Here is a 24259-nt window from a genome sequence, read left to right on the forward strand (position 1 = left end):
TCTTCTTTAATGTTGTGGTGTATAGCAGGCCGTCCCATTCATGGGATGGTTTTCTTTTTTTAGCTACTATGGTCAGCAATTATCTTCCAGTTTCCCCTGATCTTCTTAATGAGCAGCGAAAAGTGTCCCTCCAGATCCCCAATTGTCCTTGTCAGGTGCCACTTTCCTACCACAAACCATGTATCATTGGATAATGGTTTCATTTCCAGTATATTGAAATTCAGCTTGCCCATTGCGGCCGTGTCCGGATAGGAGCGTTTATAATTATCCAGTGTTGCCTGCCAGCCGTAGGTCGGCCCTCGTTTACCAATAAATATCAGCGAGTCAGATTTCCAATAGGTGCTCATAAAGGCATCCAGATCGCCCTGATTCCAGGAATTTGTTTGTTTCTGTAACAAGGCCTTGATGGCAGACTGTGGCTGTTGGGCATGGAGGCCGGCAAACGGAGCCGTCAACAGGATAAGGAACAGCAATAAACGCATGGTAATTTTTAGTAAAAGATAAACAGTTTTTGCGAGGACGGGCAATATGATTGTACTACATTTGCAAAAATCAACAACTTATGCCCGGATATGAATTTTTTGGCCCGGAAGAACGCAAGGAAATAAATGATGTATTGGATACAGGCATTTTTATGCGTTATGGCTTTGATGGTCCCCGTAAAGGCATCTGGAAAGCTAAGGAACTTGAACAGGCCATTTCTGAAAAACTGAACGTAAGCCATACACACCTGGTATCCAGCGGTACTGCTGCGCTGACCACTGTAATGGCGGCTCTGGGTATTGGTGCCGGAGATGAAGTGATCATGCCTACTTTCACATTTGTAGCCAGCTTTGAATGTATTTTCTCTGTTGGTGCCACACCTGTACTGGTAGATGTGGATGATACACTGACGCTCGATCCGAAAGCGGTGGAAGCGGCTATCACCCCGCGTACAAAGGCGGTAATGCCAGTGCATATGTGCGGCTCAATGGCTGACCTGGATGCACTGAAAGCAATCTGTGACAAACACAACCTGATATTATTAGAAGATGCCTGCCAGTCATTTGGTGGTACTTATAAAGGAAAAGCGCTGGGTACCATTGGTCACGCAGGGGCTTTCTCATTTGACTTCGTAAAAACCATCACCTGCGCAGAAGGTGGTGCCGTTGTTACGAACGACAAAGACGTTTATCTGAAATGTGATGCATACGCTGACCATGGTCATGACCACCTTGGCGTAGATCGTGGTGCTGACCTGCATCCATATGTAGGATACAACTACCGCATCTCCGAACTGCATGCGGCAGTTGGTCTGGCGCAGGTACGTAAACTGGATACATTCCTCAGCATCCAGCGTAAAACAAAGAAAATACTCAAGGATGCACTGGCTACTGTACCGGGTGTAACCTTCCGCCGTCTGCCGGATGCAGAAGGAGACAGTGCTACTTTCCTCGCTTTCTTCCTGCCGGAAGAATCACAGGCAAGAGCTGCTGCCGCTGCTATGAAAGCTGCCGGTCTGCCTGCCTTCTACTGGTTTGACAATAACTGGCACTACATCCGTAATTGGGAGCACTTCAAACAGAGTGCGGTATTGTCCCGTTTCGCACCGGGTCTGCAACAGGCAATGGAATTGTATAAAGTAAAACAGTTCCCCGTATCTGATGCTATCATGAGCCGTTGTATCTGTACGCCTATCAACCTCGGTTGGAGTGAGGAAGAAATACAACAACGTGCAGAGAAATTGGTGAACGCGGTAAAGAGCGCTTTATAAGATATCAGCATGAAGAAAGTAGCCTTAATTCCTGCCCGCTATGGTGCTACCCGTTTTCCGGGCAAACTGATGGCAAAACTGGGTGGCAAATCTGTGATCCTGCGTACCTACGAAAGCACCGTTAATACAGGTGTATTTGATGAGGTAATGGTCGTTTGCGATAGTGACATCATTTACAACGAAATAGTAAGTAATGGTGGTAAAGCGATCATGAGTAAAAAGGAACACGAATGCGGCACCGATCGTATTGCAGAAGCCATTGAAGATCGTGCCGATGTGGATATTGTTGTCAATGTACAGGGTGATGAACCTTTTACCCAGAAAGAACCGCTGGAGAAATTACTGCAGGTTTTTGAAGGAGAGGAGGGAAAGCATGTACAGGTAGCTTCACTGATGCAGGTGCTGAAGGATTGGAAATCTATTGAAGATCCTAACTATGTAAAAGTGACTGTTGATAAGAAATCCAACGCCCTTTTCTTCTCCCGCTCGGTGATTCCATATCCCCGTGATAAGAATGTAGCGACCACATACTATGAACATATCGGTATCTACGCTTTCCGTCGGAAAACGCTGATGGATTTTACCAAAATGCCGGTAAGTCCGCTGGAAGCTGCTGAAAAGATAGAATGCCTGCGCTATCTGGAGAATGGCATTTCCATGAAAATGGTGGTGACTGAATATATGGGCGTGGAGATCGATACGCCGGAAGATCTGGTGAAGGCAGAAAAATTACTGTAATACTAAAACATTAAACCACCGAGATGAAATTCAGGAATTTTAAAATGGTTGATTATGTGGTGTTTGGCCGTGGTGCGTTTGACCAGCTTGACGAAATACTGGCTCCCCGCCGTCAGGGCGATGCGCCAATGATCTTTTTCGTAGACCACTTCTTTCAGGGAAACGAAGCGTTTGCAAAACGCGTTCCTCTGAGAGGTAAAGATAAAATCGTTTACATCGACGTTACCGACGAACCTAAAACCAAGTATGTAGACAAGGTAAGAGACGACCTGAAAGCAGAATTTGGTGAAGTAAGCGGTATCATCGGTATTGGTGGCGGATCCGTGATGGATATGGCTAAAGCCGTTGCCTTAATGATGAAAAACCCGGGTTCTTCTGCTGACTATCAGGGATGGGATCTGGTAAAAGTAGCGGGTGTGTACAAAGTAGGTATCCCTACCATCTCTGGTACCGGCGCTGAAGTAAGCCGTACCTGCGTACTGACTGGTCCTACCCGTAAACTGGGTATGAACTCAGACTTTACGCCATTTGATCAGATCGTACTCGATCCGGAATTAATCAAAGGCGTACCGGTAAATCAGCAGTTCTATACTGCGATGGATTGTTATATCCACTGTATTGAATCTCTGACAGGTACCTATCTGAATGCATTCAGCCGTTCCTATGGTGAAGAAGCATTGCGTCTTTGTCAGGAGATTTTCCTGCACAAAGAGCAGTGGGACGATGATGCAGATGAGAAACTGATGATGGCTTCTTATGCCGGTGGTATGAGTATCGCGTATTCTCAGGTAGGTGTGGCCCATGCAGTGAGCTATGGTCTGGCATACCTGCTGGGTACCAAACACGGTATCGGTAACTGTATCGTATTTGATAAGCTGGAAGAGTTCTATCCGGAAGGGGTGAAAGAGTTTAAAGAAATGGTGAAGAAACATAACATCGACATTCCACAAGGTATCACCAAAGGACTGACAGATGAACAGTTTAACATCATGATCGATGTGTCACTGGGCATGGCTCCACTGTGGGAAAATGCACTGGGTAAAGACTGGAAAGAGCAGATGACCCGTGAGCGTTTACGCGCACTGTACGAGCAGCTGTAATATCGATCAGTAATATCTTTTAATAGAAAAAGCCGTACGCCTGAAGCGTACGGCTTTCCTTTTTTATAGTAAGTCGTTGAGCTGCTGATTTAACGAAGAAACCGCTTTATTGGCGCACGCATATGCACAAAGCGCCACATTACCTGCAGCCTGCGATTGTGATAAATAAACAACAGGTACACAGAAGCCAGTAAAGTCATCACGGCCGTACAGTAGAACGTAAGTGCGAAAAAGCGGGTATCGTTGTGATAGATAAAAGCAGAAAGGTATGCACCCAGACCAATACCAGCCTCCATTGCAATATACATACTGGCTAATGCCCGTCCCTTAAACTGCGGATGTCCAAGATCAATCGTCCAGGCAGTGATTGCAGGAGAGTTTAGTCCTACAGATACACCGTATATAATGGCTGCTGTCAGCATCATGGCCGGGGTATGAGATACTGCCAATATGAAGACGGCAACCGCCATTGTAAAAGAAGAGATCTTAAGGATAGGAACGCGTCCGTATTTATCGGAGACTTTCCCGGCCAGTAAACGGATACCGATAGAGGCCGCTGTAAAAAAGGTGAAGAACAGTCCCTTATTCTGAATGCCCAGGTGGCTGCTGAAGTCAGGAATAATGGTGAACAATGCTCCGTAGCTCAGATAGGTCAGAAAAGTGACGATCACCGGTGCCAGTACGAGAGGTTCAAAAATCTCACTCTTTGAGATCCGGAGAGTGGACAATCTGAAGCCCTGTTTGTCAGCCAGCGTTTCCCGCATACCACCCGCCAGTATCACTACTGATAAAAGTGCGAAAACAGCAGATATCTGGAACATTACCTGAATGTTCCATTGTGTGGAGATATAACCTCCGATAGCGGGTCCAAGTGCCAGACCTATAGTACTGAACAATCCGACCATACCCATGGCTTCCGCTCTGCGCGTAGCTGGTACAATGTCAGAGACATAAGCGGCGGTGCCTGTTGGTTTAAAACCGGTGGAGAATCCATGGAAAAAGCGAAGTAATAAAAAAGCGCCTACGGAACTGACGAGCGGATAAAGCAGACTGCACACCACACATACCAGAGAACCGAAGATCATTACCGGTACCCGGCCGATCGTATCTGTCAGTTTCCCGCTGAAAGGACGGGACAAACCTGCCATGAGAGTGAAAAGCGCAAGAATATATCCTTTGTAATCCTCACCGCCCATCCGGGTCAGATAAGCGGGTAATTCCGGAAGCAACATGTTAAAGCTGGCGGAAAACAGTGCATTGCTGAGGCATAGCATAATGAAGTGGAAGGTGTAAACTCTCCCGGGCGACTGATCCATAATACAAAGTTACAGATAATGGATTTATACACAGGAGCTTACCAGAAAAATTACAACTAATGTTATTTTATCAGCAGGCTGGTGTTAAATTTGTTTATCACCCCCAATAAAGCATATATGGAAAACAAAGATCTCCGTTTGGCTGTCCTGATTGATGCTGATAACATCCCCTACAACAAGGTGAAAGAGATGATGGAAGAGGTGGCCAAGTATGGTATTCCCACATTCAAACGTATATATGGGGACTGGACAAAACCCACATTGGCCGGCTGGAAGACAGTACTGCTGGACAATGCCATTACCCCGATACAACAGTATAGTTACACTTCCGGCAAAAATGCCACAGATTCTGCCATGATCATCGATGCGATGGATATTCTTTACACAGGCAGGGTAGATGGTTTTTGTCTGATTACGAGTGACAGCGACTTTACCCGTCTTGCTACACGTTTGCGGGAGGCTGGTATGCGGGTGTTCGGTCTGGGAGAGAAGAAGACGCCCAGCGCTTTCAGGGCTGCCTGTGACAAGTTCATTTACCTTGAAATTCTGGTGAGCGAGGTGAAAGATGCGTCTGTCAAACCGAAAACAGTGAAAGAAAAGACAAAGGCCATCAGCAAGGCAGATAAGGAACTGGTGAATATGCTGGGATCGAGTATCAATGATATTGCAGATGAAGACGGCTGGGCTTATCTCGGAGAATTGGGGAATCTGTTATTGAAGAAACAGCCTGATTTCGATGCCCGTAACTATGGGTACAGCAAACTTTTACAGCTGATCAAAAGCTTCGATGACTTTGAAATAGACATCAGGGAGAGCGGCCGTAAGATGGGGAAACTGGTATATGTAAGGGTAAAATAAGACATAAAAAAAGCCATTTTACAGTGGAGTAAAACAGCTTTTAAATATCTTAAGTTGTTGAATACTAGCGTTTAGCGTACTTGATCGCCGCGTACAGGAACATTGCAGCAAACACGATGATAACAACATAGGTCAAAGAGTGAGCGATCTTATCTCCAGCTCTGTAAAAATCTGTAGTCTCTACGTTATTGATTACTTCAAGCAACATAAAAAAAATGTTTATTGGTCCGGGCTGCAAGTTAGCGCATTATCCTCGAAAATCCCAACATACATACCTGCCTAATAATTCATCAGTTGCTGTATGTATTGATGCATACGCGTTTTAGCGAGGAAATTTTTCTCCAGCTCAGCCGCAAAAGGTACTGGGGTGTCGAGTCCTGCACAGCGCATGACAGGAGCGTCCAGCAATGAAAAACAGTGTTCTGCTATCCAGGCGCTGATTTCTGCCCCAACACCACCGGTCAGGGTATCTTCATGCAGGATCAGCACTTTTCCACTTGCTTCCACAGCAGCTCTGATCGCTTCATAATCCAGCGGAAGCAGGGTGCGAAGATCCAGAATGTGGAAAGATATATCCGGATACTGTTGTGCATATTCCAGGGCCCAGTGTACACCACTACCATAGGTAATGATGCTGATATCCTCCCCGCTTTTTACAAGTCTTGCTTTCCCGATCTCTGTAGTATACCAGTCCAGTGATACCGGACCACTGATACTGCGGTAAAGTGCCTTGTGTTCAAAGAACAATACCGGGTTAGGATCCGCGAAGGCAGCCAGCAGCAACCCTTTGGCATCAGCCGGCGTAGATGGGTAAACGACTTTCAGTCCGGGTACATGGGTGAACCATGCCTCGTTGCTTTGAGAGTGGAAAGGACCGGCGCCAACACCTGCGCCTGCCGGGAGGCGGATAACCACATCGGCGGTCTGCCCCCAGCGGTAATGTATTTTAGCGAGGTTATTAACGATCTGATTAAAGCCGCAGCTGACAAAGTCGGCAAACTGCATTTCTATCATACTCTTAAAGCCCATGATGGACAGTCCCAGTCCGGCGCCAATAATAGCGCTTTCACAAAGGGGGGTATTCCTCACTCTTTCTCGTCCATATATTCCGGAGAATCCTTCTGTAATTTTAAAAGCACCGCCGTATTCAGCAATGTCCTGTCCCATGAGAATGAGATTGGGATAGCGGTCCATTGCCTGATGCAATCCTTCTGAGATCGCATCTATAAAGCGCTTTTCCGGGGAAGGAGTATCCTCAGGAGGATCTGTCGCGGGAGGAGCCGGCGCATATATATCGCTTAGTTCATCTGTAATGCTGACTGCAGGAGAGGTGGCAGACAGGGCCTCATGGATATCCTTGTCTATATCCTGTTTCAGTTGTTCCCTGATGCTCCTGATCTTTTGATCATCCAATAGGCGCAGGTATTGTAGAAAGCCTTCAAAGTGGAGAATAGGATCCTGTTTGGCCCATTCTTCCAACAAGGCAGGAGGGACGTACTTTGTACCGCTGGCTTCTTCATGGCCGCGCATACGGAAAGTCATTGCTTCTATCAGGACGGGTTGCTGTTCCTGTAAAGCATGTCTTTTGGCTTCTTTAATAGCATGGTACACTTCCAGCAGGTTATTGCCATTGATGCGCATACCACGCATACCATAACCTGCGGCACGTTGTACGAGTTGTTCACAGCGATATTGTTCTTCTACGGGCGTGCTCAGGCCATAGCCATTGTTTTCTATGAGGAAGATGACAGGCAAGTCCCATACCGCCGCTACGTTGAGGGCTTCATGGAACTCGCCTTCACTGGTACCGCCTTCACCAGTGAAGGCAAGCGCCACTTTATTTTCTTTTTTGAGTTTATGCGCGAGTGCAATGCCATCTGCAATAGATAGCTGTGGTCCCAGATGAGAGATCATGCCACAGATGTGATGCTGCCGGCTGCCAAAGTGAAATGAGCGTTCGCGTCCTTTGCTGAAACCCAGCGGACTACCCTGCCATTGGTGAAACAATTGTTGAAGAGACATCTGCCGGGTGGTGAATACGCCCAGATTGCGGTGCAGCGGGAGTATCCATTCATCCATATCTAACGCTAAAGTGGCGCCGACGGCAATGGCTTCCTGACCGATACCGGAAAACCATTTTGTCACCTTGCCCTGCCGGAGCAGTAAAAGCATTTTTTCTTCTACCAGCCGGGGATATAGCAATTGTTTGTAAAAACTCAGCAGCTCTTCATCACTGATGTGTGCACGTTCAAAGTACATGGTGTAAAAACTCAATCGTTATTGCCTCTTATCGCCTCCTGCTATACTGTGCATAATACCACTGACTACAGTTAGTACTACACTGAATATCAGCGCCCAGAAGAAGCCATCCACGGAAAAGCCATTCACCAGTTTTGCGGCCAGTAAAATGATCACGGCGTTGATCACCAGCAGGAACAGTCCAAGCGTCAGTATTGTTGCAGGTAAGGTCAGTAACACCAGGATCGGTTTTACTAACAGGTTCAAGATAGCCAATACTAATGCAAGAATGAGCGCACTGGTAAAGTCCTCAATATTAACGCCGGGCAATATATAGGCAGTCACCATTGCTGCCAGTGCCGTCACTAATAACCGGATAATAAAGTTCATAGGGACCCGAATTTTCCGGGAAGGTAATAAAATTGGTGTTATACCCGATTACAGAAAATTATCACTTTCACGGTATGCCTTTATAAGGGCCTGTTCGCCTTCTTTTCCCGGATAGGCATTACCATGTTCCATACCCAGAATACCTTTGAATCCTTTCTTGTGGAGGTGTTTGAAAATATTCTTGTAGTTGATCTCACCGCTTGTTGGTTCCTTACGGCCAGGATTGTCGCCGATCTGGATATAGGCAATTTCATCCCAGCACATGTCCATTACAGGAATCAGGTTGCCGGTATTGCGCTGCATATGGTAGATATCGTAGAGTATTTTACAGCTTGGGCTATTAACCGCTTTACAGATGCCGTAGCTCTGTTCTGCAGTACGCAGGAACAGGTCAGGATTGTCGCTCAGTGGCTCCATCACCATCACCAGACCTTCTTTTTCCAGTACACCGGCGCCTGCACGGAATGCTTCGATAACATGGGCTGTCTGTACGCCAATAGGCAGGTTGCGTTCAAAATAACCTGGTACAACGGTAGCCCATTTTGCATTGACACGTTTGGCTGTTTCCAATGCCCGTTTACATTCTTTTACAAAAGCATCTTTAAACTCCTGTTTGCCGCTGGTCAGAGATACCTTCCAGTTATCGCCCGCATCGATCACAAATACCCCCATCTGCATACCGAGTTTGCTGAGCAGTTTACCAATCTTCTCCTGTTCAGCCGTATCTCTTTTCATCATGCCGTTGTCTTCAATTGAACGGAAACCCTGATCATACATAAACTGTATCTGATCAAGGAAGTTCTCACCACCGCTGTTTTTAAACATACCGTCATGAGGGGCGTAGTTGAGATTGAAGGTTTTGCCTGCCTGTTCTTTATCCTTATCCTTATCCTTATCATTGAAGGAATGATGGGTTGCTGCGACAGCACTGCCTGCTGCCAGCGTAGAAAGACCTGCCAATGTGCTTTGTTGAAGGAATTTTCTTCTTTCCATAACGTTAAAGGGTTGATTGCATGAATGCTAAATGTAATCGCTTTTTGATTCCGGTGCAAGGGCTCCGGGAGGGAAAAGTGTATTTCTTACCCTCATTCATGGAAAAAACGTTGCATCCCAAGTTTTGATTTAATAAATTCACAGGTATTATCTTTCAAACGTTTTATGAAAAACAGATTATTGGCGTTTTCGCTGGGATCTTTGCTTGCTGGTCCGGTGTTCGGACAGCAGACAGCCTCCCAGCCATTTGCTGCTTACGAAGAAAAACTGCCCGGAACTACATTCTCTTTTAAAATGGTGCCCATTCCCGCAGGAGAAGTAACGCTCGGAAGTCCCGATAGCGAAAAGGGAAGGCATGCTGATGAAGGACCGCAAAAAAAGGTGAAAGTCAATGCATTCTGGATGAGTGCCTATGAGGTTACCTTTGAGCAGTACGACGTTTATTCTGATCCGGAAAAAGACAAAACACCTATTCCGGATGGCATGACCAGACCAAGTCCTCCCTATATAGATCTCACCCTCGGGATGGGTAAAGTAGGAGGCTATCCTGCTAACAGTATGAGTCAGTACGGCGCATTGATGTACTGTAAATGGCTGTATGCAAAAACCGGTGTGTTCTACCGTCTGCCGACAGAAGCAGAATGGGAGTATGCCTGCAGGGCAGGTGCTGCAACCGCTTATCCTTTTGGTAACGATGCCTCGAAACTGAAGGAATACGCATGGTTTGCCGGCAATAGCGATAACAAATATCACAAGGTAGGAGAGTTAAAACCGAATGCCTGGGGTTTGTACGACATGCTCGGCAACGTGGCAGAATGGACACTGGATCAGTACGATGAGCAATACCTGCAACATGCAGAAGAAAGCAATCCGTGGATCAAGCCAACATCCAAAACTCCCCGGACCATCAAAGGGGGGAACTATCGTGATGAGCCGGTAGCATTGCGCAGTGCCAGCAGACTGAAATCAGATCCGACATGGAACCGCAGGGACCCACAAATACCGAAAAGCTTCTGGTGGAATGCAGACGCTCCATTTATCGGATTCCGGGTAGTACGTCCCGCACAACAGCCGACTAAAGAAGAAGCTGCCCGTTTTTTTGAAGAGGTAGTAGATCAATACAAAGGAGCAAGATAACTTACAAACAGCCACAGGCTGAGAATACAGGTCAACAGAAAAAATTCCCCCGATTAACACATAAAAAAACCTTCTATCATGCAACAGGAAGAACTGAATCAATTCCACGGAAAGTCCCGCAGGGACTTTGTAAAAGAGTCTTCACTACTGGCTGGCGGTTTACTGACCATGCCTATGCTGTCTCAGGCCAATTTCTTTTCAGGAGCAGACAATGTGATTAAAATAGCGCTGATCGGATGTGGTGGGCGTGGTACCGGTGCCGCTGTACAGGCACTAAGTACCAAACAGAATGTTCAGCTGGTGGCTATGGCCGATGCTTTTGCTGAGCGACTGAATAACAGCTACAACGACATTAAAGGAGAAGTAGGTGACACACCCGGAAAGCTCAATGTAAAAGAAGAGAACAAATTTATCGGTTTTGATGCCTACAAAAAGGCGATCGCACTGGCAGATGTGGTGATCCTTGCGACACCTCCGGGTTTCCGTCCGATTCATTTTGAAGAGGCGGTAAAACAGGGTAAACACATTTTCATGGAGAAACCGGTAGCAACTGATCCTGCTGGTATCAAGAGAGTGCTGGAAGCTGCAGAAGTAGCGAAAAGTAAGAAACTGAACGTTGTAGTAGGATTGCAACGTCGTTACCAGACTTCTTATCGTGAAATGTACAAGCGTTTTCAGGATGGTATCATCGGTGATGTTTTATCTATGCAGGTGTGGTGGAACCAGGGTGCATTGTGGGTAAGACCCCGTAAACCTGAATATACCGAAATGGAGTACCAGATGCGTAACTGGTATTATTTCAACTGGTTATGTGGTGATCATATCGTAGAACAACATATTCACAATATTGATGTCGGCAACTGGTTCATGAATGATTATCCGGTAACAGCCGTAGGTATGGGTGGACGCTCTGTACGTACTGGTAAAGAATTCGGAGAGATCTACGATCACCACTATGTTGAATACCGTTATGGTAATGGCGTGGTGATGAATAGCCAATGTCGTCACTGGAAGGATGCAGACAGCAGGGTAGATGAAGAGATTGTCGGCACAAAAGGCCGCATGCTGATGGACAAAGCGGTGATCAAAGATCATAAAGGCAAAGTGTTGTACCAGTTTGATAAAAAACTGGAAAACCAGCCATATCAGGCGGAACACGACGAACTGTTTGCTGCGATCGCAAAAGGGGAGTATAAGTTCCATGATGCAGAAAGAGCAGCTAAAACAACGCTGACTGCTATTATCGGCCGGTTGGCCACTTATTCCGGACAGACTATCGCATTTGATAAAGCATTGAATTCAGGTTTGAATCTGCAACCTGCAACCTATGCTTTTGATGCTGCTCCGCCGATCGTGCCCGATGCTGATGGTAACTACGCCTACGCGAAACCAGGTATCACTAGATATTTCAGCTGACACGCTGTATATTAGAGATAATTTCTACTATACTAAGATGTTGAAGGCTCCTTTATGGAGCCTTCACTTTATAAGGATGTTTATGAGATCATTCAGGATTGTTTTATCTGCTTGTCTGTTACTTTCGCAGGCTAAGCCGGCTACCGCGCAATACGGTCCGATTAAGAAATGGGCAGAAGAAGAGTTGCTGACAAGCGCCCCTTTGAAACAGGCGCATACCGGCATCAGTATCTATGAACCTGCCACCGGTAAATACTGGTACAATTATCAGGAAGATCATTATTTCACACCCGCGTCCAATACAAAAATCTTCACCCTGTATACCGGATTACGTTTACTGGGCGATTCATTACCTGCTTTACGCTATCTCCTTACTGACTCCGCTTTATATGTAAAGGGAATGGCAGATCCGGCCTTCCTGCATCCGGATTATAAGGTGCAGCCTGCGTGGCAATTGTTACAGCAGACCAGTCAGCCGATAAGGTTGGTGCCGGCCGTGATAGAAAATAAACGTTTTGGCAGTGGCTGGGCATGGAGCGATTATGCGGATTACTATCAGCCCGAATTAAACGAATGGCCGGTATATGGTAACGTTGCCCGTGTACGCCATCATGGCGATAGCACTGTTATATGGCCCCGTATGTTCAGTGATACACTCCATTTTTCCGTTCACAGAAATGATAAACTGGAAGAGCTGCTGACAGAAAGAGACGAGCGTAGCAACCGGTTCTCGGTAACATACAATGGTAATGACAAGAGCGTACAGGAAGGAGAAATTCCCTTTATTACCGGAGGCAATGATGATCTGGTGTATCGCCTGCAGGATACTTTACATAAACAGATCAGTATAGTTGCAGGGGGTAATCAACCCGCACAAACCTCATTTTCACTGCTGAGAGGGATTCCCGTGGATACCCTTTTTCAGCCCATGATGCATCGTAGTGACAACTTCTTTGCAGAACAGACATTGATGATGTGTTCCGCTTTGTTGTGGGATACAATCAGTACTGCACGTACGATCGCCTTTATGCAAAAGAGTTATCTGGCCAATCTGCCGGATACGCCAAAGTGGGTAGATGGTTCCGGGCTTTCCCGTTACAATCTTTTTACGCCGAGAGATTTTGTGAGCGTGTTATCTGACATGTATAAAACCTATCCTTCACAAAGATTATATGCATTGTTCCCGACAGGAGGAAAAGGCACGCTGAAGAATTATTATAAGCAGCAGTTCGTACACGCCAAAACGGGGACCCTATCCGGCTGTGTCGCATTAAGTGGATATCTGGTCACCAAAAAGAATAAAACTTTAGTATTCAGTGTGTTGGTGAATAACCACAACAATAGTGCTACCGCTGTCAGACGAACAGTAGAAAGTTTCCTTACCCAGATCTGGGAAAAGTACTAACGGATCTTATAGTCTACCAGCCGTACGGTATCTGTTGGGGAGTTTGTTTCTATATAACCTACTCCCGGCGCGTAATAATAAGTGGCGATGGTGCCGGCAGGGTATGTCGTTTCTCCGACAATGATCGCTGCATCCTGTCTGACAACAATAACATCGTTGTACGTTACACCCATTACTCTTCTGGAAACATCTCTTTCAAGTACATGGTATTGCAGCAGGCCGAATTGTTTCACCCCGGCAACCGTTGCGAGTACAGTATCGCTCCATGTAGCACCGGTGGGATAACTATCATGCAGAAAAAGTCTGTCGCCGGGTGTCCGCTCATAATCAGGCAGGGACAAGGCCGGTTCATACAGGAAGTAGCGGCCATTATCACAACGGATAAACTGGTCGTTGTACCCGTCATTGAGAATAGCATACCGACGTCCTTCGATACTGGTATCTTTCCTTACTCTAAGGGTGTACTGAGAGGCGTCTCCCAGATTGTTGGCATACTGATAAGTGAATGATGACCCGGGTGTATACGGGGCATAACTACAGGGAGTGATGGTATTCAGTGCTTCAAGGCTTTTCTCTTTACGACATGCACAAATAGCAATAATACTCAAGGCTCCCAAAACGGATAGCAGTTTAGACGGCATAGGAACTTACTCTAATTAGCATTGGCATAGGAAGGCACGGGATAGTTAGTCCCTAAAAGTAATAAAAAACTTTCGGGCGCTTTAGTATAAATTATTGAATATCATAATTAGTTAATCACATACTACGATATTGGGCGTGATAGTTCCGCTGCTGGCGTTGGTGGTCATAGCAGATGTTTTCCCTGTACCATTATCTGTGGCGGTCAGTGTGATATTGACCGGATCAGTTTCACATCTGACGATAGTAGTGTTAAAACTGCCTTGCGAAATGCTGGCTGCATAATTCACGCCGTCGATATTAATGATCACTTTTCCTGTCGCCACATTGGCGTTGTCGCAGTCTTTTGCCGTTCCCTTGATAATCAGGGAGGAACTTGCCGGCAGTGTGACGCTGACGTTATTAACGGTAGCGGCTGTGCTGAAAGGACCTATTTCCTGTTGACGCAATACATTGTCACAGTTATCAGTAACAGTCAGGATCAATACATTATTGGCGGGTACCTTGCCATAGAATATGCCGTCTTCGGCCGAAAAGGCGAAGGATGGAATGAAATCTACTTTGGTCATCACGGTTACCCTGAGATTGGGCACAGGGTTGCCATTCTGATCTTTAATATCGGCGGTGAGTACGATCTGTGGGAGTGTGGTGGCACAGAGCCAGTAGCCGGGTTTTGTGATATTGCCGACATAATCATTGCCTTCACGGGTAGCGGTTCCTTCCTGTACCCAGAAGCCGGTAGCACTGTTAAAATACCAGAGAGGTATTTCAGCAGGTGCACTGCTGGCGAGGGTATTTGGTATCATGATGCGGAATGTCACCGGGTTGGTGGAGTCCGGATGTAAGGTATTACCAGCTCCGTCTTCCATGGTTGTGGTGATCATACTGAATGCCCGCAGGAAGACCTGTCTGTTCTGGTTATTTATGCCCCTCAGGTCTCCCGGCATCTGATCAGCAATCGTACTGTTTTCCGGATTGATATAGATGGAACGCACGGTAACCGGGCCACCATAGATCTGGTCTCCGGCAGTTAAGATACTGCCGGCAGGAAATGTGAGCGTCCCTTCGGGAAAGGGAATAATACCGCCGGTAGTTCCGCTTATTGTCGTCTCATTTTCAAGTAGTAGTTCGATCTGTATATATTGTATAATGCCTTCCCGCACCATCAGTGTACGGTAGCCCTTGAAATAGCCATTTTTATCCGCAGTTACAACCGTTGCATCATCCGGGCCATCGATTTTTTCCAGCAGAAAATAGCCGCTTGCATCAGTCGTAGCTGTTACACCGCCACCTGTGACAGTTGCACCCTGTACTGGCTGGCGTTGTTCATTCAGTACGCGTCCCTGAATACTGGTAGTGACGATTTGAGCAGGGGGAGGTTCTGTTTCCGGAGGAGTTCCTTCAAGAGAAACTTCTTTCCTACAGGCGCTTATTGTTAATAACAACAGGCAATACACCAGCACTGGGGACAATCTTAACAAATGCATATGGAATTTGGAATGGGATTAATGATCGTTGTAGTAAATATAGGGCTTAACCGGCTGATTAGCAAAGAAAAAGGGAAGAACATTGCTGTCCTTCCCTTTGAATATTATTATTCGCTGCTGAGTTATACGCCAAGGCTCCAGCCTTGACGATATGTTCTCTTAACGAATTGATTGGCATCATCAAAGTTGGTAATTTTCATCTCTTTGCTATCCCAGAGCAGTTTGATATAGCGGCCGGGGAAGCTTGTTTTACCTTCTTTTTCTTTCTTGATGTCGAAGCTTCTGATAGCGAGGTTGGCCATCAGCAGTGTTTCGGTCAGCGGACCGGCAATAGAGAACGGAGAGCTGATCAGTTTGTCTTTCGGACTATTGAAACCAGCAATCGCTGCATTTACCCACTGTACATAGTGTCCTTCCGGTACACGTGCAATGGTCTGCGGAGTGTTCGTCTGTTTGGTTTTGCTGGTTGGCAGTAATTGCGGATCTCTACCGTAGGTGCCACACATCATTTTACCTTTATCACCGATCAGGATAGCGCCGTTACCGCCGTCACCCATTACTTCGTTAGGTCCCAGTTCTTCAGGGCGTTCTGGCTGAATACCACCATCCATCCAGTGGAGGGTGATCTCTTTACCATTTTTGCCGTCGAATTTCAGGATTACGTGAGAAGAAGGAGGACAGCTTTCAGGGAAGTAACCGCGTTTGAATTCGTCTACATAAACGCTACCTACACTACATTCCACTGATTTCGGATAGCCGAGTCCGAGAATACGGAATGGTGGTTCGATGATATGACAACCCATATCACCTAATGCGCCGGTACCATAATCCCACCAGCCACGCCAGTTGAATGGAACGAGTTTATCAATATAATCTTTGTAGGGAGCTGTACCCAGCCATAGATCCCAATCCAGTTCTTTAGGCACTTCTGCCTTCATGCTGGACCATGGAATACCTTGTGGCCATACCGGACGATCTGTCCAGCAATAAACGGTATGTACATCACCGATCAGACCGGCATTGTACCATTCCATCATCTGACGTACGCCATCGCCGGAAGCACCCTGATTACCCATCTGGGTAACTACTTTATTTTTCTGGGCAGCGGCAGTCAGTGCACGTGCTTCGAAAATATCGTGGGTCAGTGGTTTCTGCACGTATACGTGTTTACCCAGCTGCATGGCCGCCATTGCCGCTACTGCGTGCTGGTGGTCAGGTGTGGAAACCGTAACTGCATCAATATGTTTATGCTCTTTGTCAAGCATTTCCCTGAAGTCCTTGTAGAATTTAGCTTTGGGAAAACGCGCAACAGAAGCAGCAGCCCTACGGGTGTCTACGTCGCACAGGTAAGTGATATCTGCAGGACCTTTTGCAATCTCAGACAGATCGCTTTCTCCTTTACCACCAACACCAATACCGGCAACACGTAAACGATCGCTGGGAGCAATAAAACCTTTACCTCCTAAGACGTGACGTGGAACGATCATAAAACCAGCTGCAGCAAGCGCACCTTGTTTTAAGAATGATCTACGGGATTCATGACTTCCCTTGTTATTTTTTTCGACCATATGTAACAAAATTTACCGATCAATATAAAAGAAAATGAGAGAAATTACCTGTTATTAATGATGTGTGGATTAGTCCCAGGTCATGATCGTACCTCTGTCCTCCATCTTTACATACAGTGGAAGCAGTTTTTCATCATAGGCAAGACCATATTGCTGGAGAACATCTGCCGGCACACCATCCCATTCAGTAGGAACGTTGCCTTTGTAACCAAGATCCTTGATACCGGCTTCGCTGGTAAAGAAGCCATTTGCAGTCAGGTCCCGCATTAATGAGAAGAAGGCAACGCCCTGACTCATTTCTGGTTTGGCCTGTTCCGGATAGGCGATCTGGTCCACAAGTTCCAGTTGTTGTTGTTGGGTGCAATCTGTAAACGCATTGTTGTAGCGTTTCATACACTGCACATCCAGCCAGCGTAATCCGCCACGCAGGGGCAATTTGAACTGCGGCTGGTCCTTGGCCATGAACTCAATGAATTCCGGCACTTTTGCTGCTGAAGCACTAACCGAGTGTTCATCGGCGGGTATAATAATATCAGAGAGAACTGTAATCGTTTTCAACTCGGTGGCAGTAAAAAAGGTTTCCGCCATCAATGCAGCATCTCTGGCAGCTTCTGGCTCTGTACGGCCATAGCCGCCGAGCTTACCTGCGGAGTCTTTGTCTTTGGCCGGAGACTTTTTATCATCACAGCCGGTAAGTATGGCGCCAACTGATAAGGAGCCTATCGTCAGCGCTTTGAGCGATTCCCTTCTGTCCATAATGGGAGGAATTAAGGTGTATTAAATGTTTTGCTTTTTCAGTTCACTCATCATGTATTCTGAAGCACGGAGTGATAACGCCAAAATGGTCCAGGTTGGGTTTTTATCAGCCTGAGACACAAACGGACCGCCATCGACTACAAACAGGTTTTTCACATCGTGCGCCTGATTATACTTATTGACTACGGAGCGTTTGGGATCATCACCCATACGGGTTGTACCTACTTCGTGAATGATCCTGCCGGGTGTCTCCAGTCCGTAGTTTGTTTCAGGACCAGGTTTGGTACCCAGTGGCGTACCACCCATTTCATGGATCAGCTGATCAAAGGTATCCTGCATGTGTTTTGCCTGTTTGATCTCATGATCACTCCAGGTATAATTGAAACGTAGTACCGGAATACCCCATTTATCCACCACTTTCGGGTCTATTTCGCAATAGTTGTCTTCACGGGCGATACACTCACCACGGCCGGCCATACCCACCGTTGCACCATAAAAATGACGATAGTCGTCTTTCAGGGAAGCGCCATATCCACCCGCTGGTTTAGGCTTGCCATCACTGCCGGGGTATTTGCCATTCAGACGCTCAATACCGGTAAAACCACCATAAGATGGCATACGCATACCGCCTCCGAATTCAATATGATATCCACGCGCGAAATCCAGTTTTTTATTGTCTTCCCACCATGGAATATACACGTGCATACCCCCAACACCGTCTTCATTGTAGCGTTTACGGCCCATCAGATGAGGCATAAAGGCTGCTCGCGAAGAACCGGTAGAATCATGCAGGTATTTACCCACTACGTTACTGGAGTTGGCCAGTCCGTTAGGGAACCGGGCTGATTTTGAATTCAGCAGCAGACGGGCCGACTCACAGGCACTGGCTGCAAGTACGATCACCCGGGCATTCACTACGTATTCCTGAAGATCTGTTTTATCAACATACGCTACACCAGTTGCTTTACCCTCTTTGTCAGTAAGCACTTCTCTGGCCATGGCATTGTCATAAAGATCGACATGACCGCTTTTCATCGCAGGCTTTACGAGCACGGATGAAGAGGAGAAGTCCCCATATACCTGACAGCCACGGTTACATTGGCCGCAGAAAAAACAGGCACTACGCTCTTTATTCACAGGCCTTGTCAGCATGGACATACGGGCGGTAATTACCGGAATATTCAGTTTATCGCCTGCTTTTTTCAGCATCAGCTCATGCAGACGTGGTTTGGGAGGAGGCAGGAAGAATCCGTCCGGCTCATTGACCATTCCTTCTTTGGTGCCAAATACGCCGATCATTTTATCTACGCGGTCATAGTAAGGTGCGACATCCTCATAACTGAGCGGCCAGTCATCACCCAGACCATCATAACTTTTATGTTTAAAATCCCTTGGGCCGAAGCGCAGGGAAATACGTCCCCAGTGATTGGTGCGCCCACCTACCATGCGGGAGCGGAACCAGTCAAATTTGGTCCCATCCTTTGCTGTGTAAGGTTCACCTTCGATATCCCATCCACCGTAAGCAGCATCGAAATCGCCAAATGGACGAGTTGTGGTAGCACCTCTGCGGGGAGAGGCGTAGGGCCATTTTAACTGGGTGATTTGTTGCGGGTCAGCCGGATCATATTTGGGCCCTGCTTCCAAAAGGGCTATTTTAAGTCCGGCTTCAGAGAGTATTTTAGCAGCCATACCGCCACCTGCACCTGAACCAACAATGCAGATATCATACACAGGTCCCTTCTGTTTTATCTGAAATGCCATAATCGTGGATAATTTATTTGACCTAAAGTGATTTTAAATCTATAAATTATTTTCTAAGGATTATAGCAAAAAAAGTATAAAAGGAAATTTCTAAAAACATAGTAATGGAATATATAATAGGAGTGGATCTGGGTACAAGCAGTACCAAAGTGATTGCTGTGAGACAGGATGGAAAGGTGATGGCTCATTCTCAGCAGGAGTATACTATTACGCAACCGGAGCCCGGCCATAGTGAGCAGGACCCTGATGTGATATTACAAGCTGTGAAGAACGGTATCAGGAGTGTAGCTACTATTATGAAAGATCCGCCGGCAGCAGTGTCTTTCAGTACTGCGATGCATAGCGTAATGGCCATGGATAGTACCGGGAAAGCCCTGACGCCTTTAATTATATGGGCTGACAACCGTAGTCAACCGGTGGCTGACAGATTACGGAGTACACCTCTTGCTGCCAGTTTACATCAGCAAAGTGGTACACCTGTACACGCAATGTCTCCACTGTGCAAAATTATCTGGTGGAAGGAAGAGGCGCCGGAGATATTTGGAGCCGCGGCCTGTTTTATAGGGATTAAGGAATACATCTTCTACCATTTCTTTGGCAGATATATCACAGATCATTCAACTGCTTCAGCAACGGGGCTATTTAATATACACGAACTGAAATGGAACACTGCCTCTTTGAACGAAGCTGGTATAACAGCCGCTCAGTTACCTGAACTGGTGAGCAGCAACAGTATCATTGACGGCTTACTGGAAACAGCGGCACAAGAACTGGGGATTCCTGCGAATACCCGCTTTATTGCCGGCGCCAGCGATGGATGTCTGGCCCAGCTGGGAAGTAATGCCCTTGATAAAGGACATGCCACCCTGACGATCGGTACAAGTGGTGCGGTACGTATGGCTATCGATCAGCCACTGACAGATCCGGAGGGAAGGCTGTTCACTTATGTGCTGACACCCGGTCATTTTGTAACGGGAGGAGCCATCAATAATGGTGGCGTGGTATTACAATGGTACCTTGATTCTTTCCTGCAATCGGCCACCGAAAAGCCCTTGCATGTGGATGCCGGTCTGCAACAGGCATTGAGCACACCAGCAGGAGCAGAGGGGCTGCTGTGTCTTCCTTATCTGCATGGAGAACGGGCGCCGGTATGGGATGGTCATGCAAAAGGCGCCTTTATCGGAGTACAGCCACAGCACACTACCTGGCATTTTATGCGGGCATTACTGGAAGGGATGGCAATGGGATTGTTGAGTATCACAGAAGCACTGGAAGAGACCGCCGGTAAAGTAGAAAAGATTTCAGTGAGTGGTGGATTTACACATTCCCCGGAATGGGTGCAGCTGATGGCCGACGTATTCCAGCGCCCTATGTATCTGCGGCAGGAAAGTGATGCTTCTGCTATGGGGGCGGTACTATTAGGATTTCAGACCCTGAAAATAGACACCAGTTTCGGGATAGTGCCCGAAAAGGTATTCCAGCCACGTACGGAGTATGCGGCCGTATATGGCAAGGCATATGGAATACATGGTAAATTGTATGGCGCCCTGAAAGATATCTTTCCCTTGTTGTGAGATGAGGGTGAACATAAAAAAGCCTGATCGGAGACGATCAGGCTTTTTCTATTATAATTAGCTTATTGTCAGTTATTTACCCGAACATTTTAGCAAGGTCCGTCAGTTTAAAGGAGATATAGGTGTATTTACCTCCCGGAGCTGAATTCGGCATGGTGCAGGCAAACAGTTCGTCGATAATGTTCTGCATTTCGCGGGTAGACAATGATTTTCCTGCCTGTATGGAGTTGTTACGCGCCATTGAGCGGATCAGTTGTTCCCTGCGGGGCAGTTTGAGTTCATGACTGAAGTGCTTGAACTGTTCGAGCAGTCCTTCAATACTGGCTTGCTCATTACCGCTCTGGATATCTGCCGGAGTACCTCTCACTACAAAAGTATTGTTGCCAAAAGGCTCAAGGTCATAGCCAAGGGTCTGCAAATCAGGGATCATTTCCATGATCAGTGCTGCATCTGCTGGTAAGAGCTGCAGTGTTTGCGGAAACAGGCTTTGTTGGGTGGGAATGGAGGTCTCCTGAACGGCACGTTGGTAACGTTCATACAGGATACGCTCATGAGCAGCCTGCTGATCTATCAGGATAAAGCCCGATTTGATCTGCGACAGGATGTATTGCTGGTGTACCTGAACAGGGACTTTCTGATCGATGCTTGTATCCTGCCAGCCTTCATCAATCATAGAGGTAGCAGAAGAACGGCTTTCGATTGTTGTGGAATGGGTCGTGTAAGACTCTTCCTGCGGACTGTCCATTGTTTCAGTCTCCGTTTCCGGATATGTTGCGTTAGACTCACCGGAGCCATACAGGTCTTTCCAGTGTTTCAGGTTACTGGATTTGTCGATCGTATGGGCCTGATTCGCCTGAGTAAAGCTCTTATAAAGAGATGTATTGACAGATTTTGCCTGTTGCTGTTCGGTAAATGGTTTGCTGACAGCATCCAGCTGCTGGATACCCGGATCCAGACCGAAGTCCAGAGTAGGGGTAATGTTGAATTGTGCCAGTGCGTGTTTTACGGCGGACTGTACAAAGGCATACATCAGCTTTTCGTCATCAAACTTGATTTCCTGTTTGGTCGGGTGAACGTTGATATCCACATGACCGGGGTCCAGATCTATAAATAACACATACAACGGGAAGCTGTCTGCCGGGATCATTTCCGCAAACGCATTCATGATGGCATGATGCAGATACGGACTCTTGATGAAACGGTTATTGACAAAAAAGAACTGATCTCCTCTGGTTTTCTTCGCAGTTTCCGGTTTCCCTACAAATCCATGTACGTTCATATAGTCAGTCGTTTCCTTGACAGAAACGATCCTGGCGTTATAATGCTGACCAAGGATAGCGATGATTCGCTGTTTCAGGGAACCCTTTTCCAGATAGAAAAGCTGTTGTGTATTGTTGGTAAGTGTGAACTGGATCTGGGGGAATGCCATGGCTACGCGGATGAACTCATCCACGATATGCCTCATTTCTGCGGCATTGCTTTTCAGGAAGTTACGACGTGCCGGTACGTTGAAGAAGAGGTTCTTCATGGCGATACTGGTACCTTCAGCCGTCTGACACATTTCCTGTTTCTTTACAGCACTGTTGTCAATTTCTATATAGGTACCTATTTCCGAACCGCGGAGACGGGTTTTGAGTTCAACCTGGGAAACGGCGGCAATAGAAGCCAGCGCTTCACCACGGAAGCCCATCGTACGTATGGAGAATAGATCGTTTATTGTCTGTATTTTGGAAGTAGCATGTCGCTCAAAGCACATCCGTGCATCCGTCTCACTCATGCCTTTCCCGTTATCAATCACCTGCACCAGCTCTTTTCCGGCATCCCGGATAATGAGTTGAATTTCTGTCGCACCTGCATCTACGGCGTTTTCCAGCAGCTCTTTTACTGCTGAAGCGGGCCGTTGAATCACTTCCCCTGCTGCAATCTGATTCGCTATATTGTCTGGTAATAGATTTATAATATCCGCCACTTATTATGTGCCTTTTGCCGTAAAGTTAGCAAAGTTTAGCCTTTGATGGGGGAACTGGGGTAAAGAAGTGTACCTGAGAATGTGCATATGAGGTGGACTTGATATGGACTTGATATTCGAATGTGTGTACAGGCGGGCATCTACAGCTGTGGGAATTATGTTAGTTACTTTATCCGGGGTGTGGAAATATAATTTATTCACATCATTGTGTTGTTAACAAGACGTTAATCAATAATATTTTAGGCCATGAACTGGTGGAATCTGATAAATTTGGGCGTTTCCATCTCAGTTAGCAACCGCACCTATTCTCAGGCGCCAAAAAATAAGTCTATGGAAGACCAGAAAAAGAGTGATGTATATTCAAGAACGGATACCGGCAAAGTGAACCTCACCAACGAAGAATGGAAAGAGCGCTTATCTCCGGAAGTATATAATATCGCAAGGGAAAAGGGTACCGAATGGGCTTTTACAGGAAAATACTGGAATAGCAAGGATGACGGTACCTATTATTGTGCTGCCTGTGGTAACCCGCTGTTTGTATCAGACGCAAAATTTGAAAGCAGCTGTGGCTGGCCCAGCTTTTTTGAAGCGGTGACCAAAGGTAGTCTGATCTATGCACCAGACAATACACATGGCATGCATCGCACAGAAGTGATGTGCGGACGGTGCAAAGCACACCTCGGACATGTATTCGATGACGGTCCTCCTCCGACTGGGTTACGCTATTGTATCAATTCCGTTATACTGGACTTTGAAAGAGCGAAAGAGGCCGAAAATAATTTTAATGGGAAATAGTAAGTCTGCGGATGCCTGATTGCGGATATGGTTATTATACGTAATCAGGCATTTTTTTAGGAAAGATAAGACTGTAACTCGTTGACGTAGGATGTTGGCTCAAACTCGATAATCTCATACAATGCCAGCTGGTATTTGTCCAGTGGATCTTCAGTGATAATTTGCTCTACTTCTTTACGGCTTGATGCTTTACAAATGATCAATCCCCCTGATTTCGGCTTACGGCGTCCAGCCAGAATAAATTGCCCGCTCTTATAGAACTTCTCCAGAAAAGCTCTGTGTTGCTCCATATAATGCTCTACGGCAGCTACCGGACGGATGTATTGTAAAAGAATTAAGAACATAACAGCGTTTCAATAATAGGAT

General features: G+C 46.6%; 22 protein-coding genes. 9 read left to right on the top strand and 13 right to left on the bottom strand.

Going from position 1 to position 24259, the window contains the following annotated elements:
- Positions 1–59 precede the first annotated feature (59 nt).
- On the bottom strand, positions 60–482 hold the full coding sequence (locus FEF09_RS01055) for a YybH family protein (RefSeq protein ID WP_146303037.1): 423 nt from the start codon (positions 480–482) through the stop codon (positions 60–62).
- 80 nt (positions 483–562) lie between these two features.
- Here FEF09_RS01055 and FEF09_RS01060 point away from each other — a divergent pair, with 80 nt between their 5' ends.
- The 3 genes from FEF09_RS01060 to FEF09_RS01070 are packed head-to-tail and all read left to right on the top strand — an operon-like array spanning position 563 to position 3591.
- Positions 563–1753 carry a DegT/DnrJ/EryC1/StrS family aminotransferase gene (locus FEF09_RS01060; RefSeq protein WP_146303039.1) on the top strand — a complete coding sequence of 397 codons (1191 nt, stop codon included), beginning with the start codon at positions 563–565 and terminating at the stop codon, positions 1751–1753.
- 9 nt (positions 1754–1762) lie between these two features.
- A complete protein-coding gene (kdsB, locus tag FEF09_RS01065; RefSeq protein WP_146303041.1) occupies positions 1763–2491 on the top strand; it encodes a 3-deoxy-manno-octulosonate cytidylyltransferase in 729 nt (242 codons plus the stop codon).
- A 23-nt stretch (positions 2492–2514) separates the two neighbouring features.
- Positions 2515–3591 (top strand): iron-containing alcohol dehydrogenase family protein, encoded by a 1077-nt coding sequence (locus FEF09_RS01070; RefSeq protein WP_146303043.1) that lies wholly within the window; start codon positions 2515–2517, stop codon positions 3589–3591.
- 89 nt (positions 3592–3680) lie between these two features.
- On the opposite strand, the gene FEF09_RS01075 is transcribed toward FEF09_RS01070, so the two are convergent.
- Entirely contained in the window at positions 3681–4907 is a 1227-nt protein-coding gene (locus tag FEF09_RS01075; RefSeq protein WP_146303045.1) for an MFS transporter, read from the bottom strand.
- Between the two features lie 117 nt (positions 4908–5024).
- On the opposite strand from FEF09_RS01075, the gene FEF09_RS01080 reads away from it, so the two are divergent.
- Positions 5025–5765, top strand: a complete 741-nt coding sequence (locus FEF09_RS01080; RefSeq protein ID WP_146303047.1) for an NYN domain-containing protein — start codon at positions 5025–5027, stop codon at positions 5763–5765.
- 64 nt (positions 5766–5829) lie between these two features.
- Here the strand turns inward: FEF09_RS01080 and FEF09_RS30560 are convergent, their stop codons facing one another.
- The 4 genes from FEF09_RS30560 to FEF09_RS01095 all read right to left on the bottom strand — a co-directional run bounded on the left by FEF09_RS30560 (position 5830) and on the right by FEF09_RS01095 (position 9386).
- Positions 5830–5973, bottom strand: coding sequence for a hypothetical protein (locus FEF09_RS30560; RefSeq protein WP_012788481.1), 144 nt, complete (start codon positions 5971–5973; stop codon positions 5830–5832).
- Positions 5974–6044: 71 nt separating this feature from the next.
- Positions 6045–8024 (bottom strand): thiamine pyrophosphate-dependent enzyme, encoded by a 1980-nt coding sequence (locus FEF09_RS01085; protein ID WP_146303049.1) that lies wholly within the window; start codon positions 8022–8024, stop codon positions 6045–6047.
- A gap of 18 nt (positions 8025–8042) precedes the next feature.
- On the bottom strand, positions 8043–8393 hold the full coding sequence (locus FEF09_RS01090) for a phage holin family protein (RefSeq protein WP_146303051.1): 351 nt from the start codon (positions 8391–8393) through the stop codon (positions 8043–8045).
- 48 nt (positions 8394–8441) lie between these two features.
- On the bottom strand, positions 8442–9386 hold the full coding sequence (locus FEF09_RS01095; RefSeq protein ID WP_146303053.1) for a hydroxypyruvate isomerase family protein: 945 nt from the start codon (positions 9384–9386) through the stop codon (positions 8442–8444).
- 165 nt (positions 9387–9551) lie between these two features.
- Between FEF09_RS01095 and FEF09_RS01100 the strand changes: the two genes are divergently transcribed.
- From FEF09_RS01100 to FEF09_RS01110, 3 genes are all read left to right on the top strand, one after another.
- Positions 9552–10523 carry a formylglycine-generating enzyme family protein gene (locus FEF09_RS01100; protein WP_146303055.1) on the top strand — a complete coding sequence of 324 codons (972 nt, stop codon included), beginning with the start codon at positions 9552–9554 and terminating at the stop codon, positions 10521–10523.
- 78 nt (positions 10524–10601) lie between these two features.
- On the top strand, positions 10602–11939 hold the full coding sequence (locus FEF09_RS01105; protein ID WP_146303057.1) for a Gfo/Idh/MocA family protein: 1338 nt from the start codon (positions 10602–10604) through the stop codon (positions 11937–11939).
- 82 nt (positions 11940–12021) lie between these two features.
- Positions 12022–13344, top strand: coding sequence for a D-alanyl-D-alanine carboxypeptidase/D-alanyl-D-alanine-endopeptidase (locus tag FEF09_RS01110; protein WP_186774141.1), 1323 nt, complete (start codon positions 12022–12024; stop codon positions 13342–13344).
- On the opposite strand, the gene FEF09_RS01115 is transcribed toward FEF09_RS01110, so the two are convergent.
- From FEF09_RS01115 to FEF09_RS01135, 5 genes are all read right to left on the bottom strand, one after another.
- On the bottom strand, positions 13341–13961 hold the full coding sequence (locus tag FEF09_RS01115; protein ID WP_146303061.1) for a hypothetical protein: 621 nt from the start codon (positions 13959–13961) through the stop codon (positions 13341–13343). The genes FEF09_RS01110 and FEF09_RS01115 overlap by 4 nt on opposite strands.
- A gap of 135 nt (positions 13962–14096) precedes the next feature.
- A complete protein-coding gene (locus FEF09_RS01120; protein ID WP_186774142.1) occupies positions 14097–15464 on the bottom strand; it encodes a carboxypeptidase-like regulatory domain-containing protein in 1368 nt (455 codons plus the stop codon).
- Between the two features lie 128 nt (positions 15465–15592).
- Positions 15593–17038, bottom strand: a complete 1446-nt coding sequence (locus FEF09_RS01125) for a Gfo/Idh/MocA family protein (protein WP_146303065.1) — start codon at positions 17036–17038, stop codon at positions 15593–15595.
- A gap of 69 nt (positions 17039–17107) precedes the next feature.
- A complete protein-coding gene (locus FEF09_RS01130; protein WP_146303067.1) occupies positions 17108–17794 on the bottom strand; it encodes a gluconate 2-dehydrogenase subunit 3 family protein in 687 nt (228 codons plus the stop codon).
- Positions 17795–17815: 21 nt separating this feature from the next.
- Positions 17816–19555, bottom strand: coding sequence for a GMC family oxidoreductase (locus FEF09_RS01135; RefSeq protein WP_146303069.1), 1740 nt, complete (start codon positions 19553–19555; stop codon positions 17816–17818).
- Between the two features lie 104 nt (positions 19556–19659).
- Between FEF09_RS01135 and FEF09_RS01140 the strand changes: the two genes are divergently transcribed.
- A complete protein-coding gene (locus FEF09_RS01140; protein WP_146303071.1) occupies positions 19660–21129 on the top strand; it encodes a gluconokinase in 1470 nt (489 codons plus the stop codon).
- A 76-nt stretch (positions 21130–21205) separates the two neighbouring features.
- Here FEF09_RS01140 and mutL read toward each other — a convergent pair whose 3' ends face one another.
- Entirely contained in the window at positions 21206–23098 is a 1893-nt protein-coding gene (mutL, locus tag FEF09_RS01145; protein ID WP_146303073.1) for a DNA mismatch repair endonuclease MutL, read from the bottom strand.
- A gap of 330 nt (positions 23099–23428) precedes the next feature.
- Between mutL and msrB the strand changes: the two genes are divergently transcribed.
- Positions 23429–23893, top strand: a complete 465-nt coding sequence (gene msrB, locus FEF09_RS01150) for a peptide-methionine (R)-S-oxide reductase MsrB (RefSeq protein ID WP_146303075.1) — start codon at positions 23429–23431, stop codon at positions 23891–23893.
- Positions 23894–23949: 56 nt separating this feature from the next.
- On the opposite strand, the gene FEF09_RS01155 is transcribed toward msrB, so the two are convergent.
- On the bottom strand, positions 23950–24237 hold the full coding sequence (locus FEF09_RS01155) for a YciI family protein (protein WP_012788497.1): 288 nt from the start codon (positions 24235–24237) through the stop codon (positions 23950–23952).
- Between the last annotated feature and the right edge of the window lie 22 nt (positions 24238–24259).

Origin of the sequence: Chitinophaga pinensis (genome assembly GCF_007896845.1) — a bacterium.
In the GTDB taxonomy this organism is placed as follows: domain Bacteria; phylum Bacteroidota; class Bacteroidia; order Chitinophagales; family Chitinophagaceae; genus Chitinophaga; species Chitinophaga pinensis_C.

What these genes read in the sequence shown, in the direction of transcription:
- FEF09_RS01070 (WP_146303043.1), top strand. Translation starts at nt 2,515, where the DNA reads ATGAAATTCAGGAATTTTAAAATGGTTGATTATGTGGTGTTTGGCCGT.
- FEF09_RS01140 (WP_146303071.1), top strand. Translation starts at nt 19,660, where the DNA reads ATGGAATATATAATAGGAGTGGATCTGGGTACAAGCAGTACCAAAGTG.
- FEF09_RS01080 (WP_146303047.1), top strand. Translation starts at nt 5,025, where the DNA reads ATGGAAAACAAAGATCTCCGTTTGGCTGTCCTGATTGATGCTGATAAC.
- FEF09_RS01110 (WP_186774141.1), top strand. Translation starts at nt 12,022, where the DNA reads ATGAGATCATTCAGGATTGTTTTATCTGCTTGTCTGTTACTTTCGCAG.
- FEF09_RS01105 (WP_146303057.1), top strand. Translation starts at nt 10,602, where the DNA reads ATGCAACAGGAAGAACTGAATCAATTCCACGGAAAGTCCCGCAGGGAC.
- FEF09_RS01100 (WP_146303055.1), top strand. Translation starts at nt 9,552, where the DNA reads ATGAAAAACAGATTATTGGCGTTTTCGCTGGGATCTTTGCTTGCTGGT.
- FEF09_RS01130 (WP_146303067.1), bottom strand. Translation starts at nt 17,794, where the DNA reads ATGGACAGAAGGGAATCGCTCAAAGCGCTGACGATAGGCTCCTTATCA.
- FEF09_RS01085 (WP_146303049.1), bottom strand. Translation starts at nt 8,024, where the DNA reads ATGTACTTTGAACGTGCACACATCAGTGATGAAGAGCTGCTGAGTTTT.
- FEF09_RS01055 (WP_146303037.1), bottom strand. Translation starts at nt 482, where the DNA reads ATGCGTTTATTGCTGTTCCTTATCCTGTTGACGGCTCCGTTTGCCGGC.
- FEF09_RS01135 (WP_146303069.1), bottom strand. Translation starts at nt 19,555, where the DNA reads ATGGCATTTCAGATAAAACAGAAGGGACCTGTGTATGATATCTGCATT.
- FEF09_RS01095 (WP_146303053.1), bottom strand. Translation starts at nt 9,386, where the DNA reads ATGGAAAGAAGAAAATTCCTTCAACAAAGCACATTGGCAGGTCTTTCT.
- FEF09_RS30560 (WP_012788481.1), bottom strand. Translation starts at nt 5,973, where the DNA reads ATGTTGCTTGAAGTAATCAATAACGTAGAGACTACAGATTTTTACAGA.
- msrB (WP_146303075.1), top strand. Translation starts at nt 23,429, where the DNA reads ATGGAAGACCAGAAAAAGAGTGATGTATATTCAAGAACGGATACCGGC.
- FEF09_RS01075 (WP_146303045.1), bottom strand. Translation starts at nt 4,907, where the DNA reads ATGGATCAGTCGCCCGGGAGAGTTTACACCTTCCACTTCATTATGCTA.
- kdsB (WP_146303041.1), top strand. Translation starts at nt 1,763, where the DNA reads ATGAAGAAAGTAGCCTTAATTCCTGCCCGCTATGGTGCTACCCGTTTT.
- FEF09_RS01090 (WP_146303051.1), bottom strand. Translation starts at nt 8,393, where the DNA reads ATGAACTTTATTATCCGGTTATTAGTGACGGCACTGGCAGCAATGGTG.
- FEF09_RS01060 (WP_146303039.1), top strand. Translation starts at nt 563, where the DNA reads ATGCCCGGATATGAATTTTTTGGCCCGGAAGAACGCAAGGAAATAAAT.
- FEF09_RS01125 (WP_146303065.1), bottom strand. Translation starts at nt 17,038, where the DNA reads ATGGTCGAAAAAAATAACAAGGGAAGTCATGAATCCCGTAGATCATTC.
- FEF09_RS01155 (WP_012788497.1), bottom strand. Translation starts at nt 24,237, where the DNA reads ATGTTCTTAATTCTTTTACAATACATCCGTCCGGTAGCTGCCGTAGAG.